The following is a 13,416-nucleotide window of genomic DNA, read 5'->3' on the forward strand; positions in this document are numbered from 1 at the left end:
AGCCCTTGCAGGAGGGCCGGGCCGGTGCCGGAGGTGCTGCTGTCGCGCTTGCGGTGCAACCGAGGATTATACCGGTGCGGCCCCGATCTGGTGCTCCAGCGCCTTGCGCTGGGCCTGGATGTCGGCATAACGCCGCAGTTCGGCCGGGTCGTTGCCGGCGCGGGCGATGGCCTCGACCTCCAGGGCCTTCAGGTGCTCGATGCGCAGGCGCAGCATGACGCCGCCCAGTTCCTCGGCGTCTTCCTCGGCGCCCGGGGTCAGGGCGCAGCGCTCCACCTGCTGGCAGGCCAGCGCCTCGTGCTCGTGGCCGCGCAGGGCCTCGCGCAGGGCGGCCCAGGGCTGGTGACCGTGTTCGTGCAGTTGCGCCTCGAGCCAGGCGAACAGGGGGCCGTGCGGCGCAGGCAGCTCGGCCAGCAGGTGGTGGTCGTCGGCGGAGAGCTGGTCCCAGGACGGCGTATGCGACAGCAGCAGGCCCAAAGCCCGGTCCTCGCGGCTCATGAGGCCGCGGCGCGAAGCCGACGAGCGGCCATGCCAGGCGTGCTGGGTGGCGGCCTGCCCCTGGCGGCGGCGCGGGGCACCGGGCCCGTATCCGCCACCGTGTTCGTACCCATGATCGCGCTCAGGGCCCGCACCGTGGTCGCGCGGTTCCTGGCGGGCGCGGGCCGTGCGCGGCGAGGCGCTGCCCGGCTGACCGCGGCCGCCCGCCGGCGCCCACAGGCGCAGCAGGTCCTGGGCGTCCAGCGCGGCGGTATGGGCGATGTCGGCCAGCAGCTGGCTCTTGAGCGCGCCGTCGGGCAGGGCGCTCCACATCGGGCGGGCCTGGCTGGCCATGCGCGCGCGGCCTTCGGCGGTGTCGAGCTCGCAATCGGCGCCGGCGGCCTCCAGCAGGAAGCGCGACAGCGGCATGGCTTCCTTCACGCGGGCGGCGAAGGCCTCGGTGCCATGCTCGCGGATGAAGCTGTCGGGGTCGTGTTCCGTGGGCAGGAAGAGGAACTTCACGCTGCGCGTATCGCTGGCCCAGGGCAGGGCGGCGTCCAGCGCCTTGCGCGCGGCGCGCCGGCCGGCGGCGTCGCCATCAAAGCTGAACACCACGGCGTCGGTGAAACGGAACAGCTTCTGCACGTGGTCGGCCGTGCAGGCCGTGCCCAGCGTCGCCACGGCGTTGCCGAAACCGAGCTGGGCGAGCGCCACCACGTCCATGTAGCCTTCGGTGACCAGGGCGTAGCCGTGCTGTCGGATGGCGGTGCGCGCCTCGAACAGTCCGTAGAGCTCGCGGCCCTTGCTGAAGACCGGCGTCTCGGGCGAGTTGAGGTACTTGGGCTCGCCCTTGTCGAGCACGCGCCCGCCAAAGCCGATGCACTCGCCCTTGACGTTGCGGATGGGGAACATCACGCGGTCGCGGAAGCGGTCGTAGCGCTTGGCCTGGCCATCCTGGCCCTTTTCGTCGGCGTGTTCGATCACCAGGCCCGACTCGGTGAGCAGCGGCGACTGGTAGTCCGGGAACACGCCGGCCAGGTGGCGCCAGCCCTCGGGCGCGTAGCCCAGGCCGAACACCTTGGCGATCTGGCCGGACAGGCCGCGGCCCTTGAGGTAGCCGATGGCGCGCGGCGAGGCTTTCAGCTGCTTCTGATAGTCGCGCGCGGCTTTCTCCAGCACGTCGGTCAGCGTGGCCTGCTGCTGGCGCTGCTGCGCGGCGCGTTCGCGGTCCTGCGGCGAGGCGGCGTCGTCGGGCACCTGCAGGCCGACCTGGGCGGCCAGGTCCTTCACGGCTTCCACGAAGCCCATGCCCGTGTGCTCCATGAGAAAGCCGATGGCGTTGCCGTTCGCCCCGCAACCGAAGCAGTGATAGAACTGCTTGGACGGGCTGACGCTGAACGAGGGCGATTTCTCGCCGTGGAAGGGGCACAGCCCCATGAAGTTGGCGCCGCCCTTCTTGAGCTGCACGTAGCGGCCCACCACGTCGACCACGTCGACGCGGGTGAGCAGTTCCTGGATGAAGCTCTGGGGGATGGCCATGGGGAAGGGGGAGAGTATGAAGCACCCCCGCCGCGCCGCGCGCGGCCCCCTCGAGGAGGCCTGGCCGACGGAGCGGCACGGCCAGGTCCGTGGCCTGTGTGGACGGGACCTCTCGCGCCGACGGGGGGGGGCGGTCAATCGCCTGCGACGATGCCCTCGCGCCGCGGATCGGCGCCGCCCAGCCAGCGCGCGCCGCGCCGCACCAGGGCCTGCGCGCCGCTGGTCATCTCCACCGTTTGCACGGTGTGGCCGAGGGCGCGCAGCGCCTGCACGGTGGCGTCGGGGAAACGGTTCTGCTCCAGCATCAGCGGGCCGCCCAGGGTGCCGAAGTTGGGCAGGTCCAGCGCGGCCTGCGGGTGCAGACCCCAGTGCAAGCTGCCGTGCAGGGCCTTGGCGGTGTAGTGAATGATGAGCGCGCCGCCCGGACTGCCCGCGCTCATGAGGGGTTCGCCGCTGTGCGCGTCGAACACCAGCGTGGGCGCCATGGACGAGCGCGGCCGCTTGCCCGGCTGCACGCGGTTGGCGATGGGGCGGCCCTGGGCATCGGCGGGCGCGAAGCTGAAGTCGGTGAGCTCGTTGTTGAGCAGGAAGCCGCCGGGGCGCGAGGGATCGGTGCTCACCATCAGGCGCGAGCCGAAGGCCGATTCGATGGTGGTGGTCATGGCCAGTGCGTTGCCGCGGCCATCGACGATGCTGATGTGGCTGGTGCCGGCCTCGGGTTGCGCGGGCATGGGCGCGAAGGCCAGCGTCGCGCCGGCCGGCCGGCCCGGTCGGGCCTCGGGCAGGCGCTGCGGCCCGATGAGCTGGGCGCGTGCGTTGAGGTACTCGGGGGCCAGCAGGCTGTTCCAGTCGCCGCCGGGCGCGGGCACGAAGTCGGGGTCACCCACGTACTGGGCGCGGTCCGCGAACGCCAGGCGCGAGGCCTCGGTGTAGGCGTGCAGCCAGTCGGCGCCGGGTCGGCCGTCGCGCAGCCCGGCCAGGGCCTGCGGCGTGCGCGAGAGCAGGCCCAGGATCTGCCCGACCGCGATGCCGCCCGAGCTGGGCGGCGGAAAGCCGCACAGGCGCACCCAGCGCCCGCCGGTGCGCAGCGGGTGGCACAAGGCCTCGCGCTCGCGCGGCTGGTAGCGGCGCAGGTCGTCCAGCGTGAGCGCGCCGGGCAGGCTGGGGTGCTGGCGAACCTTGTCGACGATGGCGCGCGCGACCGGGCCGTCGACCAGGGCCCGTGGCCCGATGGCCGCGATGTCGCGCAGCACCGCCGCGAGCTCGGGATTGCGCAGCGCATGGCCGACGGGATGCGGCGTGCCATCGGCGCGGTAGAAGTAAGCGCGGGCCACGGGGTCGGCCGGCAGTGCCCGCTCGGCGGCCAGCAGCGTGTGCAGCCGCGGGCTCACGGGAAAGCCGCGCTCGGCCAGGTCGATGGCGGGCTGGAACAGCCGCGCCCAGGGCAGGCGGCCGTGCTGCCGGTGCGCCAGTGCCAGCATGGCCACGGTGCCCGGCACGCCCACCGAACGGCCGCTGGCCACGGCCTGCGCGAAGGGCATCGGCTGGCCCTGGGCGTCGAGGAAGAGGCGCTCGTCGACGGCGGCCGGCGCGGTCTCGCGGCCATCGAAGGCCTGCACGCGCCGGCCGTCCCAATGCAGCAGGAACGCGCCGCCGCCGATGCCGCTGGACTGCGGCTCCACGAGCGTCAGCACCATCTGCACCGCAATCGCGGCGTCCACCGCGCTGCCCCCCTCGTGCAGGACGCGCGCGCCCGCCTCGGTGGCCAGCGGGTTGGCGGCAGCGACGGCGAAGCGCTCGAAAGACCAGCCCGGCTTCGCCGTGTAGCCGGAGGCGGCTTCGGGCTGAGGGGGTGCGGCGGGCGGCTGCGCGCAGGCCGCCAGCAGCAAGGTCAGGAGGAGGGGGGAGAGCCAGCGCTTCATGGCGCGACTCTACGCCCGAAGCGCCGGCTTACCGAGGCGCCAGGCGGATCGCGCCGTCCAGGCGGATCACCTCGCCGTTGAGCATGTCGTTCTCGATGATGTGCTTGGCCAGTTTGGCGTAGTCCTGCGGCGTGCCCAGGCGGCTGGGGAAGGGCACGCTGGCGGCCAGCGCGTCCTGCACCTCTTGCGGCATGCCGAACAGCATGGGCGTGCCGAAGATGCCGGGGGCGATCGTCATGTTGCGGATGCCGTTGCGCGCCAGGTCGCGCGCGATCGGCAGCGTCATGCCGACCACGCCGCCCTTGGAGGCGCTGTAGGCCGCCTGGCCGATCTGGCCGTCGTAGGCCGCCACGCTGGCGGTGCTGATGAGCACGCCGCGTTCGCCGGTCGACTCGGGATCGTTCTTGCACATCGCGTCGGCGGCCAGGCGGATCATGTTGAAGCTGCCCACCAGGTTGACCATGATGGTCTTGGTGTAGACGGCCAGCGCGTGCGGGCCGTTCTTGCCCACGGTCTTCTCGGCCGGGGCGATGCCCGCGCAGTTGACCAGGCCCATCAGCTTGCCCAGCGACACCGCCTTCGCGACCGCGGCCTGGCCATCGGCCTCGCTGCTCACGTCGCACTTGACGAACACCCCGCCGATGTCCTTGGCCACGGCCTCGCCCTTGTCGGCCTGCATGTCGGCGATGACGACCTTGCCGCCGTTGGCCGCCAGCATGCGCGCCGTGCCTTCGCCGAGGCCCGAGGCGCCGCCGGTGACGATGAATACCTTGCCTGCAATCTCCATGCTTGTGCTCCTGAGGGGATGGGTGCGCCGGGGTGGCGTTGACGTTGACGTAAACGTCAATTATGCAGTGGCGCTCGGTGGCTGCGGCCCCCGTCCTTGCCCGCGCGGACCAGCCCGCATAATCCGCCCATGTTCTTCAACCTCCCCACCCTGCTGACCTGGGCCCGCATCGTGGCGATTCCGCTGATCGTGGGGGTGTTCTACGTGGGCCATCTCGGCCCGGCGGAGCAGAACCTGGTGGCCACCGCCATGTTCATCGTCTTCGCGCTCACCGACTGGGCCGACGGCTATCTGGCGCGCAAGCTCAACCAGACCTCGGCCTTCGGCGCCTTCCTCGACCCGGTGGCCGACAAGTTCCTGGTCTGCGCCAGCCTGCTGGTGCTGGTGCACATGGGCCGTGCCGACGTGTTCGCGGCGCTCATCATCATCGGTCGCGAGATCGCGATCTCCTCGCTGCGCGAGTGGATGGCCATCATCGGCGCCACCAAGAGCGTGGCCGTGCACATGATCGGCAAGGTCAAGACCATGGTGCAGATGATCGCGATCCCTTTCCTGCTGTTCGACGGCCGGCTGTTCGGTCTGATCGACACCCGCCTGTGGGGCACCTGGCTGCTGTGGATGTCGGCCGTCCTCACGGTGTGGTCCATGGTCTATTACCTGCAGAAGGCGCTGCCCGAGATCCGCGCGCGTTCCCGTTGAAAGCGAGCCCGTGAGTCCTCCCGCGACCGACAACGCCTGGCTGCGCGCCATGCCCTGGGTGTTCGTGCTGATCTGGAGCACGGGTTTCATCGTCGCGCGCTACGGCATGCCGCACGCACCGCCGCTGTCCTTCCTGGCGATGCGCTACGCGCTGTCCATCCTGTGCTTCCTGCCGTGGATCGTCTGGGCCGGCGTGAAGTGGCCGGCCAACCGCGCGCAGTGGCTGCACCTGTCGGTCGTCGGCGTGCTCATGCACGCGGGCTACCTGGGCGGCGTGTGGGCGGCGGTGAAGGCCGGCATGGGCTCGGGCCTGTCCTCGCTCATCGTCGGTCTGCAGCCGGTGCTCACCGCCATCTGGCTTAGCGCCGTGGGCGGCGCGCAGGGACAGGTGTCGCGCCGGCAGTGGCTGGGCCTGCTGCTGGGGTTTGCGGGGCTGGTGCTGGTGGTGTCGCGCAAGCTGGTCGACGGCTCGCCGGGCGACCACGCCAATGCGGAGAACCTGTCGTACGCGGTGTTCGCGCTGTTCGCCATCACGGCCGGCACCCTGTACCAGAAGCGCTTCGTTCAGGCCTGCGACGTGCGCACCGCCAACACGGTGCAGCTCATCGCGGCCTTCATCGTCACGCTGCCCCTGGCCCTGCTGGAGTCCGAGCCCATGCACTACACGGGCGAGTTCATCGGCGCCATGGCCTGGTCGGTGTTGGGGCTCACGCTGGGCGGCAGCTCGCTGCTCTACCTCTTGATCCAGCGCGGGGCCGCGGCCAGCGTGGCCAGCCTGATGTACCTGGTGCCGCCGACCACGGCCGTCATCGCCTGGCTGTTGTTTCGCGAGCCGATCACGCCGCTCACGGTGGCGGGCATCGCGGTCACGGCCTTCGGCGTGAGCCTGGTCGTGCGCTCGCCGCGCTGAGCGCCGGCGCGGGCCGCCAGGGCTCGTCGCGGAAGGCCTCGGCCAGGGCGGTCACGAGCAGCCGGATGCGCTTGGGCGACTGCGCCTGCCAGGGCGCCAGCCAGTGGATGTCGGCGTCGCGGTGGCTCCAGGCCGGCAGCACGTGCACCAGCTCGCCGCTGGCGATCTGCGGCGCGATGTCCCACAGGCTGCGCAGCATGATGCCCTGGCCCGCGAGGCACCAGTCGCGCACCAGCTCGCCCGAGTTGCTCGACAGCGGCCCGGCGATGGCCACCCGGCGCAGGGCGGCGTCGCCCTCGTGCTGCAGCGCCCAGTGGTCGTGGCGCCTCGGGTCGGCGTCGGTGTGCTCGCGCACCACCAGGCAGTGGTGCATGGCCAGGTCGTCCAGCGTGTGCGGCGCGCCGTGCACCGCCAGGTAGGCGGGGGCGGCCACCAGCACGCGCCGGTTGGGCGCCAGCCGGCGCGACACCCACTCGCCCGCGCGCTGGTCGGGCGCGCTCCACAGCCACACGGCGCCGTCCAGCCCTTCGGCGGCCAGGTCGGGCAGGCGCTCGGTGAGCTGCAACTGGATGGACACCGCCGGGTGCTTCGCCTGAAAGGCCGCCAGCGCCGGCCCCAGCCAGCGCCGCCCGAAGCCGAAGGTGGCCGCCAGGCGGATCGGCCCGGCGGGCTCGGCCTGGCGCTCGCGCAGCTCGGCCTCCGCCGCCTCGAAGCCGCGCAGCAGCTCGACCGCGCGCAGCGACAGGGTCTCGCCGTCGGCCGTGGGGCTGACGCGGCGCGTGGTGCGCTGGAACAGGCGCACGCCGAGCGAGGCCTCGAGCGCCGCCAGCCGCCGCGTGATGGCCGACGGCGTGAGTCCCAGGGCCTGAGCAGCCTGCGCCAGGCTGCCGTGCTGGCGAACGGCTTGCACCATCTCCAGATCGGCGCGGTCCATGAATTGCTCCTGGCTCAATAATCAATGCACGGATTATTGCGAATGGATTCGTTACAGTGGCGCACCGATTCGACGGCACCACCAGGAGACCCCCCATGAGCAAGCACCGCATCGCGGTCATCGCCGGCGACGGCATCGGCACCGAAGTCATGCCCGAGGGCCTGCGCGTGCTCGAGGCCGCGGCCACGCGCTTCGGCATCGACCTGCAGTTCGACCACTTCGACTTCAGCAGCTGTGACTACTTCGAGAAGCACGGCCAGATGCTGCCCGACAACTGGAAGGACCTCATCGGGGGGCACGAGGCCATCTACTTCGGTGCCGTGGGCTGGCCCGCCAAGGTGCCCGACCACGTGTCCCTGTGGGGCTCGCTGCTGCTCTTTCGCCGCGAGTTCGACCAATACATCAATCTGCGACCCGCGCGCCTGATGCCCGGCGTGGTCGCGCCGGTCGTGCGCCGCGACGGCAGTCCGCGCCAGCCGGGCGAGATCGACATGGTCATCGTGCGTGAGAACACGGAGGGCGAGTACAGCAGCATCGGTGGGCGCATGTACGCCGGTACGCCGCGCGAAATCGTGATGCAGGAAACCGTGATGTCGCGCCACGGCGTCGACCGCGTGCTGCGTTACGCCTTCGAGGTGGCGCGTTCGCGGCCCAAGAAGCACCTGACCAGCGCCACCAAGAGCAATGGCATCGCCATCACCATGCCGTACTGGGACGAGCGCGTGGCCGAAATGGCGAAAGAGTATCCAGATGTGACGGTGGACAAGTTCCACATCGACATCCTCACCGCGCATTTCGTGCAGCGGCCCGACTTCTTCGACGTGGTCGTCGGCAGCAACCTGTTCGGTGACATCCTGTCGGACCTGGGGCCGGCCTGTACCGGCACCATCGGCATCGCGCCCAGCGCCAACCTCAACCCCGACCGCACCCAGCCGTCGCTGTTCGAGCCGGTGCACGGCTCGGCGCCGGACATCGCGGGCAAGGGCGTCGCCAACCCCATCGGACAGATCTGGTGCGGCGCGATGATGCTCGACTTCCTGGGCCACCGCGAGGCGCACGACGCCGTGCTGCGCGCCATCGAGGCCACGCTGGAGCCCAACAGTGGTGCGCCGCGCACGGCCGATCTGGGCGGGCGCGCGGGCACGGCCGACGTGGGCCGCGCGATCGCCTCGCTCCTCTGACCGCTGATCTCGCCGACGCGCCGATGCCCCAGGCGAAGGAGGCCTGTGTGGGGCATCTGCGTCTAGAATCGCCGCTCGTGTGGCCCATGGGCCTCGGCGCCCGATGTCTTGTTGACACGCGCCGCGGCACATGGGTCTAATCGTTCGGCGCATGGATTCCGGCACTTCCGCCAGGGCCTGCGCTCCCGGGCAGACACCGGCCGGCCCCCGCGGCGGCCGTCGCACCCGGCCCAATACACGCTTCACCCAATCCATTTCAAGAGGGGCTCTTCGTGAACAAAACCGAACTCGTCGAACACATCGCCAAGCACGCCGACATCTCCAAGGCCGCTGCGACGCGTGCTCTCGACTCCACCATCGCCGCCATCCGCACCACGCTCAAGAAGGGCGGCACCGTTTCCCTGGTGGGCTTCGGCTCGTTCGGCGTGAGCAAACGTCCCGCTCGCAAGGGCCGCAACCCGCGCACCGGCGCCGAGATTAAAATCAAGGCCGCCAAGGTGCCGAAGTTCCGCCCCGGCAAGGCACTGAAGGACGCGGTCAACTGACCTGGCCATTCAAGTACATGGGTGCTTAGCTCAGTCGGTAGAGCGGCTCTCTTACACGGAGTAGGTCGGCGGTTCGACCCCGTCAGCACCCACCACAAAAAGGCGAACCCGGGTTCGCCTTTTTTGTTGTCCCTCAGAATCCGGCACTCGACCCGCCACCTCAAGGACGTTCGCATGTTCGATTCCATTCGCGATCACAAGAAGTACCTCATGGGCTTCCTGCTGATCCTGATCATTCCCTCCTTCGTGCTCTTCGGGGTCGAGGGTTACACCCGGTTCAGCGAGGGTGGCGAAGCGGTGGCCACGGTCGATGGCAAGAGCATCAAGCGCACCGAGTGGGAGCAGGCGCACCGCCAGGAATCGCAGCGCTTGCGCGAGATGATGCCGACGATCGACCCCGCCATGCTGGACTCCGACGAGGCGCGCTACGGCACGCTGGAGCGCATGGTGCGCGAGCGCGTGCTGGCCGCCGCCGCGCAGAAGCTGAACCTCTACACCAGCGACCAGCGCCTCGCGCGCGAGTTGCAGTCCAACCCCACCATCGCCGCCATGCGCCGCCCCGACGGCAGCCTCGACGTCGAGGCCTACCGGCAACTGCTCTCGCGCCAAGGCATGACGCCCGAGATGTTCGAGGCATCCGTGCGCGCCGACCTGTCGCAGCGCCAGGTGTTGCAGAGCGTGCAGGACAGCGGCTTCGCCGGCAGCGCGATGGCGCGGATGTCGCTCGATGCCTTCTTCCAGAAACGCCAGGTGCGCGTCAAGACCTTCGCGGCCAAGGACTTTGCCTCGCGCGTGGCGCCAAGCGACGCCGACATCGAGGCCTTCTACAACCAGAACCAGGCGTTGTTCCAGGCCACCGAGCAGGCCGACATCGAGTACCTCGTGCTTGACGCCGCGGCGCTGGAGCAATCGGTCAAGCTCAACGAGGCCGACCTGCGCGCCTACTACGAGCAGAACGCCGCGCAGCTCAGCGGGGCCGAGGAGCGCCGCGCCAGACACATCCTGCTGAGCGTGCCCCCGGGCGCCACGCCCGAGCAGAAGGCGGAGATTCGAAAAAAGGCCGAGGAACTGCTCGCCAAGGTCAAGGCCGATCCCTCCAAGTTCGCCGAACTGGCCAAGGCCCATTCGCAGGACCCGGGCTCGGCTGCGAACGGCGGAGACCTCGACTTCTTCGGTCGCGGCGCCATGGTGCCGCCGTTTGAGCAGGCCGTGTTCTCACTCAAGAAGGGCGAAATCTCCAACTTGGTCGAGAGCGATTTCGGCCTGCACATCATTCAGCTCACGGACATCAAGGCGCCACCCAAGCGCTCGTTCGAGGAACTGCGCCCGCAGATCGAGGCCGCGCTGCGCAAGCAGCAGGCCCAGCAGCGCTACGCCGAGTCGGCCGACAGCTTCACCAACCTCGTCTACGAGCAGCCCGATTCGCTCAAGCCCGCCGCGGAGCGCCTGAACCTCACGATCCAGACCGCCAAGGGCCTGCACCGCGTGCCGGCCCCTGGTGCCCAGGGCGTGCTGAGCAACCGCCGCCTGCTCGAAGCCCTGTTCGCGCCCGAGTCAACCGCCAGCAAGCGCAACACCGAGGCCATCGACACCGGCAGCAACCAGCTGGTGTCGGCGCGCATCGTGGAATACCACCCCGCGCGCACCCTGAGCCTGGCCGAGGTGCGCGACGATGTGCGCGCCCGACTGGTCGCGCAACGCGCCGCCGAACTGGCCAAGCAGGAGGGCGAGAAGCAGCTGGCGGCCTGGAAGGGCGGTGCCGATGCGGGCGCGCTGGGCGCCGCGGTCACCGTGTCGCGCGACGCCCCGCTCGACCTGGATCCGCGCGTGCTCGACGCCGCCCTCAGCGCCGATCCCAAGGCCTTGCCGGCCTGGGCCGGCGTGAACCTGGGCGAGCAGGGCTATGCCGTGGTGCAGGTCAGCCAGGTGCTGCCGCGCGGCGAGGTGAACGCCCAGCGCCTGGGCCAGGAAGTGCAGCAGGTGTCGCAGTGGTGGTCGGGCGCCGAAGGCCTGGCCTACTACGAGACGCTCAAGGCCCGCTACAAGGCCAGCATCAAGGTGCCCAAGCCCGGCGCGGCCACCGTGGCCGCGCGCTGAAGCGCTTTCCAGCTGAGGCTATAATGCGCGGCTTGCGGTGGCTGTAGCTCAGTTGGTAGAGTCCAGGATTGTGATTCCTGTTGTCGTGGGTTCGAGTCCCATCAGCCACCCCACCCTTTGAACCCCAGCATTCATGCGGCCTCCAGGCTGGTGTGGGTGCATGCTGGGGGTGCACGATAAGAGCCTCGCTGACGCGGGGCTTTTTCGTTGTGGCGGTGCGTTGAATCCCGTAGGCGACAAGCGAGGCCCGATGATGGCTGAGGCACTGGTGCTGGCTCGCCGTCATGGCCTGCTCGGAATGCCCTGCTTGATCGAGCGGCTCAGTTGGGTCGACTCCGCCAGGCCCTGCGCACACCTGCGCCCCGTTGCGGACGCCGATACCTTGTGGCAAAGGACGCGCACCGAGAAAGCCCACCCCCGGGGGCTTCAAGAGCCGGACGCGAAGGAAGCGCTGTCGGTAGGCCCTCCCCGTACTCCGTTCACACCGGGAACCGCGCCCCGATGGACTCCAGCGGCATCCGCAGCCCGTTGGTGAGGTAGCTGACGGTCCGGTAGAACCCGGCGAGCATCAGCAGCTCCATGATGGCGTTCTCGTTGAACCGCTCCTTCAGCTCCTGCCACAGGCTGTCGTCGATGTCGCAGGTTTCGTGGAGCGCATCGCAAAGGCGAATCAGCACACGGTCCTCGGGGGTCCAGCAGGCATCCTCGGCGGTGCCCGCAGCGGTCGAGTGGACCTGCTCGGGAGTCAGTCCTGCGTGTTGCGCGAAGGCCGTGACATGGACTCCCCACTCGTACTCCGATCGACATAGGGCGGTGGTCCGGTGGATGACGACCTCTCGTTGGCGGATGGTCAAGTTGCCTTTGTCGAGCAGCCCTCCCGCGAAGAACTTCTTGGCGAGGCGCGAGTCACGGGCCAGCGTGGCGAAGAGGTGAAGCGGGGGCTGCCCTTTCATCGTGCGGTCGATGATGGTGGCGACCTCGGGCTCGAACGGCGGAACGGCGGGGGCTACTCGCGTGGGCATGGCGTCTCCAGAGTTGCTGTATATTTTAAAGCATGGTACCTCGCATCGGCTCCCCCGCTCGCGGCTCTAAGTCTGGGCGTCCCATCATGGTCGCGCTCGACCTTCTGGGGCGGCGTACGGCGCTGCGCATCCTGTGGGAGCTGCGCGGAGACCCGTTGACATTCAGGGCGCTACAGGACGCATGCGAGACCAACTCGCGCTTGCTGAACACGCGGCTCGCCGAGTTGAAGGAGGCGGGGCTCGTGGAGCACGTCGCTGGGGGCTATCAACTGACTGCAGAAGGCCGGAAGCTGGGAGTGGCCCTTGAGCCGTTGACCTCATGGGCGACGGGCTGGGCGCGAAGACAGACGTAGCTGCCGCACCTGGCCTCGACCTGGGCTGCAGTCAAGCTGCACAGTTCCTGTTCGCGGGCCCCTGTGAAGAGGCCCAGGCTGATGAGGTCGGGGACGCAGCTGTGCGTAGGCCGCCGCTTCACAACAGCGCCGGAAACTTCTGCTTCGCGCGCTCCAGCTCGGGCAACAGCTTGTCCATGATGGCCGGAATGTCCATTCGGCTCGTTGCCACCGACAGGCTCATGGCCGCGATGGTGCGGCCTCGGCGGTCGAGTATGGGCACCGCGATCGAGCGCAGGCCGATCTCCAGTTCCTGGTCGCACAGCGCGTAACCCTGGCGCTGCGCCAGCTCCACTTGTTGCATCACCTTCGGCAGGCTGGTGATGGTTTTGACCGTGAGCGCGGGGCGGCCCATGCGGCTGAGCATGAAGCGCACCGCGTCGCGCGGCTGCCCGGCCAGCAGCACGCGCCCGGTGGCGCTGGCGTAGGCCGGCAGGCGCGCGCCCACGCCCAGTCCCACAGATAGGCTGCGCCGGTGCGTGGCGCGGGCCACGAACACCGAGTCTTGCGAATCCAGTACCGCGATCGAAGCCGATTCCTTCGTGCGCTCGGCGGTGGTTTCCAGGATGGGCTGGGCCAATCGCGTGAGCGCGTCCGACACCACGAAGGCAGAGCCCAGGCGCAGCGCGCGCGCGGCGAGCTGGAACTGACGGCCGTCCTGCGTGGCGTAGCCCAGGTGGCACAGGGTATGCAATGAACGGCGCACCGACGCCTTGGTGTGGCCTGTGACGTCGGCCAGCTCGGTGAGCGTGGCCCCGCTGCGCAACTGACCGAAGGCTTCGATGATGGCCAGCCCTTTTTCCAGCGCCATGACGTAGTCGCGCTCGCCGCGTTCGGCGCGTTCATCCGTTTCATGGCTCGCGCCGTCGGCAGGGGTGTCAGGAGAGGGTTTGGGTGAAGTTCGCATGGCG

Annotated in this window: 12 protein-coding genes and 2 tRNA genes; 8 read left to right on the plus strand and 6 right to left on the minus strand. The window is 69.7% G+C overall.

What is annotated here, in order from left to right; genetic code table 11:
- Nucleotides 1-66: 66 nt before the first annotated feature.
- The 3 genes from dnaG to SOM08_RS12170 all read right to left on the minus strand — a co-directional run bounded on the left by dnaG (nt 67) and on the right by SOM08_RS12170 (nt 4,725).
- Nucleotides 67-2,016 carry a DNA primase gene (gene dnaG, locus SOM08_RS12160; RefSeq protein ID WP_116960449.1) on the minus strand — a complete coding sequence of 650 codons (1,950 nt, stop codon included), beginning with the start codon at nt 2,014-2,016 and terminating at the stop codon, nt 67-69.
- A gap of 134 nt (nt 2,017-2,150) precedes the next feature.
- Complete coding sequence (locus tag SOM08_RS12165; protein ID WP_322469019.1) at nt 2,151-3,938, minus strand: gamma-glutamyltransferase family protein; 1,788 nt, start codon at nt 3,936-3,938, stop codon at nt 2,151-2,153.
- Nucleotides 3,939-3,966: 28 nt separating this feature from the next.
- Nucleotides 3,967-4,725: a 3-hydroxyacyl-CoA dehydrogenase gene (locus tag SOM08_RS12170; protein ID WP_116960451.1), complete on the minus strand. Its 759-nt coding sequence runs from the start codon at nt 4,723-4,725 to the stop codon at nt 3,967-3,969.
- Nucleotides 4,726-4,854: 129 nt separating this feature from the next.
- Here SOM08_RS12170 and pgsA point away from each other — a divergent pair, with 129 nt between their 5' ends.
- Nucleotides 4,855-5,424, plus strand: coding sequence for a CDP-diacylglycerol--glycerol-3-phosphate 3-phosphatidyltransferase (gene pgsA, locus SOM08_RS12175; protein WP_116960452.1), 570 nt, complete (start codon nt 4,855-4,857; stop codon nt 5,422-5,424).
- A gap of 49 nt (nt 5,425-5,473) precedes the next feature.
- Nucleotides 5,474-6,334 carry a DMT family transporter gene (locus SOM08_RS12180; RefSeq protein WP_181936562.1) on the plus strand — a complete coding sequence of 287 codons (861 nt, stop codon included), beginning with the start codon at nt 5,474-5,476 and terminating at the stop codon, nt 6,332-6,334.
- Here SOM08_RS12180 and SOM08_RS12185 read toward each other — a convergent pair.
- Entirely contained in the window at nt 6,291-7,268 is a 978-nt protein-coding gene (locus SOM08_RS12185; protein ID WP_116960454.1) for a LysR family transcriptional regulator, read from the minus strand. The two genes, SOM08_RS12180 and SOM08_RS12185, sit on opposite strands and share 44 nt — an antisense overlap.
- A 95-nt stretch (nt 7,269-7,363) precedes the next feature.
- Between SOM08_RS12185 and SOM08_RS12190 the strand changes: the two genes are divergently transcribed.
- The 5 genes from SOM08_RS12190 (at nt 7,364) to SOM08_RS12210 (ending at nt 11,204) form a co-directional block, all read left to right on the plus strand.
- On the plus strand, nt 7,364-8,449 hold the full coding sequence (locus SOM08_RS12190; protein WP_116960455.1) for a tartrate dehydrogenase: 1,086 nt from the start codon (nt 7,364-7,366) through the stop codon (nt 8,447-8,449).
- 272 nt (nt 8,450-8,721) lie between these two features.
- A complete protein-coding gene (locus tag SOM08_RS12195) occupies nt 8,722-8,994 on the plus strand; it encodes an HU family DNA-binding protein (RefSeq protein ID WP_070397700.1) in 273 nt (90 codons plus the stop codon).
- Between the two features lie 19 nt (nt 8,995-9,013).
- Nucleotides 9,014-9,089 (plus strand) — tRNA-Val (locus tag SOM08_RS12200).
- Between the two features lie 79 nt (nt 9,090-9,168).
- Nucleotides 9,169-11,091: a SurA N-terminal domain-containing protein gene (locus SOM08_RS12205; protein ID WP_116960456.1), complete on the plus strand. Its 1,923-nt coding sequence runs from the start codon at nt 9,169-9,171 to the stop codon at nt 11,089-11,091.
- Between the two features lie 37 nt (nt 11,092-11,128).
- Nucleotides 11,129-11,204, plus strand: a tRNA-His gene (locus SOM08_RS12210).
- A 366-nt stretch (nt 11,205-11,570) separates the two neighbouring features.
- On the opposite strand, the gene SOM08_RS12215 is transcribed toward SOM08_RS12210, so the two are convergent.
- Entirely contained in the window at nt 11,571-12,113 is a 543-nt protein-coding gene (locus tag SOM08_RS12215) for a carboxymuconolactone decarboxylase family protein (protein ID WP_322469020.1), read from the minus strand.
- A gap of 86 nt (nt 12,114-12,199) precedes the next feature.
- Between SOM08_RS12215 and SOM08_RS12220 the strand changes: the two genes are divergently transcribed.
- Nucleotides 12,200-12,466, plus strand: a complete 267-nt coding sequence (locus SOM08_RS12220) for a winged helix-turn-helix transcriptional regulator (RefSeq protein WP_116960467.1) — start codon at nt 12,200-12,202, stop codon at nt 12,464-12,466.
- A 118-nt stretch (nt 12,467-12,584) separates the two neighbouring features.
- Here SOM08_RS12220 and SOM08_RS12225 read toward each other — a convergent pair whose 3' ends face one another.
- The gene (locus tag SOM08_RS12225; RefSeq protein WP_116960503.1) at nt 12,585-13,412 is read right to left on the minus strand and encodes an IclR family transcriptional regulator domain-containing protein; all 828 of its coding nucleotides are present in this window, start codon (nt 13,410-13,412) and stop codon (nt 12,585-12,587) included.
- Nucleotides 13,413-13,416 lie beyond the last annotated feature (4 nt).

It is taken from the genome of Hydrogenophaga sp. SNF1, from assembly GCF_034421675.1.
Classification (GTDB): Bacteria; Pseudomonadota; Gammaproteobacteria; order Burkholderiales; family Burkholderiaceae_C; genus Hydrogenophaga; species Hydrogenophaga borbori.

What these genes read in the sequence shown, in the direction of transcription:
- SOM08_RS12165 (WP_322469019.1), bottom strand. Translation starts at nt 3,938, where the DNA reads ATGAAGCGCTGGCTCTCCCCCCTCCTCCTGACCTTGCTGCTGGCGGCC.
- SOM08_RS12170 (WP_116960451.1), bottom strand. Translation starts at nt 4,725, where the DNA reads ATGGAGATTGCAGGCAAGGTATTCATCGTCACCGGCGGCGCCTCGGGC.
- SOM08_RS12190 (WP_116960455.1), top strand. Translation starts at nt 7,364, where the DNA reads ATGAGCAAGCACCGCATCGCGGTCATCGCCGGCGACGGCATCGGCACC.
- SOM08_RS12185 (WP_116960454.1), bottom strand. Translation starts at nt 7,268, where the DNA reads ATGGACCGCGCCGATCTGGAGATGGTGCAAGCCGTTCGCCAGCACGGC.
- dnaG (WP_116960449.1), bottom strand. Translation starts at nt 2,016, where the DNA reads ATGGCCATCCCCCAGAGCTTCATCCAGGAACTGCTCACCCGCGTCGAC.
- SOM08_RS12220 (WP_116960467.1), top strand. Translation starts at nt 12,200, where the DNA reads ATGGTCGCGCTCGACCTTCTGGGGCGGCGTACGGCGCTGCGCATCCTG.
- pgsA (WP_116960452.1), top strand. Translation starts at nt 4,855, where the DNA reads ATGTTCTTCAACCTCCCCACCCTGCTGACCTGGGCCCGCATCGTGGCG.
- SOM08_RS12205 (WP_116960456.1), top strand. Translation starts at nt 9,169, where the DNA reads ATGTTCGATTCCATTCGCGATCACAAGAAGTACCTCATGGGCTTCCTG.
- SOM08_RS12225 (WP_116960503.1), bottom strand. Translation starts at nt 13,412, where the DNA reads ATGCGAACTTCACCCAAACCCTCTCCTGACACCCCTGCCGACGGCGCG.
- SOM08_RS12215 (WP_322469020.1), bottom strand. Translation starts at nt 12,113, where the DNA reads ATGCCCACGCGAGTAGCCCCCGCCGTTCCGCCGTTCGAGCCCGAGGTC.
- SOM08_RS12180 (WP_181936562.1), top strand. Translation starts at nt 5,474, where the DNA reads ATGCCCTGGGTGTTCGTGCTGATCTGGAGCACGGGTTTCATCGTCGCG.